Annotated in this window: 2 protein-coding genes; one reads left to right on the forward strand and one right to left on the reverse strand. The window is 68.7% G+C overall.

What is annotated here, in order from left to right:
* Nucleotides 1-451: 451 nt before the first annotated feature.
* Entirely contained in the window at nucleotides 452-1,363 is a 912-nt protein-coding gene (locus ACFRMQ_RS40220) for a hypothetical protein (protein ID WP_380735866.1), read from the reverse strand.
* 707 nt (nucleotides 1,364-2,070) lie between these two features.
* On the opposite strand from ACFRMQ_RS40220, the gene ACFRMQ_RS40225 reads away from it, so the two are divergent.
* Entirely contained in the window at nucleotides 2,071-2,295 is a 225-nt protein-coding gene (locus tag ACFRMQ_RS40225; RefSeq protein ID WP_380735867.1) for a hypothetical protein, read from the forward strand.
* Nucleotides 2,296-2,335: the final 40 nt, after the last annotated feature.

A 2,335-nucleotide genomic window follows, 5' to 3' on the forward strand; every position in this document is an offset into this window, starting at 1 on the left:
TCGCTGACCTTTCACACTAAGGTCCAGGTCAGGAGCCTTGGGTTCTTTTGGTTGTTGCAACGACCCCGGGTTCTCCCGTCGCGGCGGTAGAACCCGGGGTCGTTGGGTGTGCCTATGTAACCGCCTCGTAGGAGGCGCGAAGCAGTGGCATCGGTCGGTCGAGGTCGTCCACCGACCTGATCCACACCTCCAGGCAGCGTGCTCGCAGCTGGGGCTGGCGATCAGATGAGCGGTTCGTGGTGGGCAGCGGTTTCGCGGACGAGGTGGGCGAAGCGCTCACGGCTGCGCTGCTGGTGCTGTTCGGCCTGTTCGTCGGTCCAGTCTTCCGCGCTGGTGTCGTCGTCCTCGTCGTCGAGGTCGTCGTACTCGCTGTGGAGGAGCCAGCAGGCGTGGATACCGGTGAGGAGGTCTTCGAGGAGGTCGCGGGCCGGACGCCTGGGGTCGAGGGGGGTCAGGCGCAGTTCGACGTCGGCGAGGTCGGGTGCGTCGTCGCCGTAGTCGGCGAGGGTCTCCTCCAGGTCGTCGAGCTGCTCGCGCAGGGCGTCGGGGTCGGGCAGCAGGCCGTCGGTGATGCGCAGGGCGTGGCGCACGAGGCCGGTGACGGCTTCGTGCGGGGTGGCGCCGGCGTCGATGAGGCCGAGGACGAGGGTGGGGGTCTCGTGGGGAGGGCCTCGATGTTGTCGGCTTCCTGGACGACCTGGTCAAGGTCGTGGCCGGAGATGTCGGCGGTGACCTCGGCCGCGGCGGCGAGCCAGTGGGCGGCGGCGACGGCGGCCGCGGTGGGGTCGACCTGGGAGAACAGCTCGGATGACCCGAAGGGGTCCTGTTCGAGGAGTCGGTTCGCGGCGGCGACCTGGACGGGGGAGGCGTTCTCGCGGCTGAGTAGGACGGCCTGCTGGGCGCGGCCGGTGAGGTCGCCGAGTTCGGCGTTCTCGACGGCGGCGAGCTCGGTGGCGGCCTCGGCGAGGACGAGTTTGGTGAGTTCGGGGTTATCGAGGTCATGGAGGGTGCGTCCCACTTGGTGGGCGGATTCGAGCAGGCGGCTGTAGGAGACGATCATCGCGCCGCCGCTGGGCAGGTTCGGCTTGGCGATCGCGTCCGCGACCTCGCCGAAGCGTCCGCGTTCCTGCTCGCGGCGCCAGCCCTCGGAGTTGGGCTCCAGGGAGCCGGCGGCGCTGGCGGGGTGGGTGTAGGTGCGCCAGGCGGCCTCGGACAGGTGGCTGAGCGCGCGGGCCAGACCCAGGAGAACGGAGGTCCCGGCCCCGGCGGGGAGGGAGGCGACCCGGGTGGCGAGGTCGCCCTCGCCTGTTCCCCAGGTGGCGATCAGCTCACGGCGGTCGGGGTCGATGCTGTAGCGGGTCATGACGTCCTGTCTTCGGTTCTGCCGGCACGCCGCCGGGCCACACGGCATTCTGACGTGCTGGCAGGTGCCGGTGTTCCCAAGAAGGCCCGGTGGGCCAACCGGCGCATCCGGGGTGCTGTGTCCGTGGACAGCCCAGAAGGGCGTCGGCCGGCTTGAGGGCGATCCCGGCGGCGCCGGGGGCGGCGCCCGATGGCTCGCTGTCGACTGCGGCGGCTACGACGTCGGTGCTGTACGGAGCGGCCCCCCACCCTCCACATCATGTGACATGCATCACAACTATGTGGACTGCCATCGTCCGATTGGTTGCATCTGCAATTCGATGGATATCGGAATCCGCCTCGCCCATTTACAGGCCTGTAGTCGCCCCCGTGGCGCTCCGGTTCGGGAGTTGACTCTTTCCGGTCGATGGCAAATGGGACGTGTCCGAAGATGCTCGTTCCTGATTGAATTCGATGCCGAGGCAGGCCCGGGACCGGTACCGATGCAAGATCTGCAAACGAGAAGGAATCGCGTCGGGAAAGTCATTCCCATTCGCACGTGCAGCGCAGGCGTTGGGTATCCGTGGTGCAATCTTGTTCTGCGGGGGAGTACCTTTTGAAGCGTCAGTTACGAGAGCCCCGGCCTGCGGTGCAGCCACACCATGGCCGGGGCCCGAGCGGAGGAGTGCCATGCACCGCCACGCCCTCACGGGGCGGTCTATTCGCCCCGTGATCACCACCGAACGTACCAGTGTCCCGCTGCCGGCCCGAAGGCGGTCCGGCTTTGATTACTGGGGAGTTTCGGTCTCCCTCGCCTCCCTCGCCTCGGCCGTTGCTGTGCCGCTGGCATGTGCCAACGGGCTGTCGGGGTGGCAGTTCGCCGGAGTCGGCTTTCTGGTCACCGCCGCCGGTCAGGCGCGATGCCAGTTCCGGCGGTTGCGGCTGCACCCGTAGCAGGGGTGGCCGGGGTGTGCCCACTGCGGTGGGCACACCC

The organism is Kitasatospora sp. NPDC056783, from assembly GCF_042789895.1.
Lineage (GTDB): Bacteria > Actinomycetota > Actinomycetes > Streptomycetales > Streptomycetaceae > Kitasatospora.

Bases quoted from the DNA above. Each gene is read 5' to 3' on its own strand.
- ACFRMQ_RS40220 (WP_380735866.1), bottom strand. From the start codon at position 1,363: ATGACCCGCTACAGCATCGACCCCGACCGCCGTGAGCTGATCGCCACC.